The following is a 535-nucleotide window of genomic DNA, read 5'->3' on the forward strand; positions in this document are numbered from 1 at the left end:
ACCCCCGACCGCTTCACCGAGGCCAAGGACTTCCTGCTGGCCAATATGTATGAAGAAGAAATCGGCGGCGATCGCCACACCGACCTGCTGATCCGCTTTGCCGAAGCCTGCGGCACCACCCGCGAGCGCGTGGTCGATCCCGACAATATGTCGCCCACCACCCGTGGCCTGCAAAGCTGGTGCTACGCGGTGGCCATGCGCGAAGACCCCATCGTCGCCGTGGCCGGTCTCGTCGTCGGCCTGGAATCGCAGGTGCCGTCGATCTATCGCAAGCAGACCCCGACCCTGCGCGACAAATACGGCTTCACCGACGAAGAGGTCGAATTCTTCGACCTGCATATCGTCTCCGACGAAATCCACGGCGAACGCGGCTACCAGATCGTGCTGGAGCACGCCAACACCGTCGAGCTGCAGCAGCGCTGCCTGAAGATCTGCGAAATCGGCGCCCAGATGCGCCTGCTCTACACCACCGCGCTCTACCACGACTACGTCGCGCAGGAAATTCCCCTGCCCGAACTGGACATGGCCGCCTGAG

The 535-nt window shown here is 63.2% G+C and carries 1 protein-coding gene; it reads left to right on the plus strand.

Going from position 1 to position 535, the window contains the following annotated elements; translation table 11 throughout:
* On the plus strand, window positions 1-534 hold a 534-nt coding region (locus AC1DQ3_RS36710; RefSeq protein WP_477124978.1), incomplete at its 5' end, for a TenA family transcriptional regulator.
* Between the last annotated feature and the right edge of the window lies 1 nt (window position 535).

Source organism: Cupriavidus sp. 01T418, assembly GCF_056398885.1.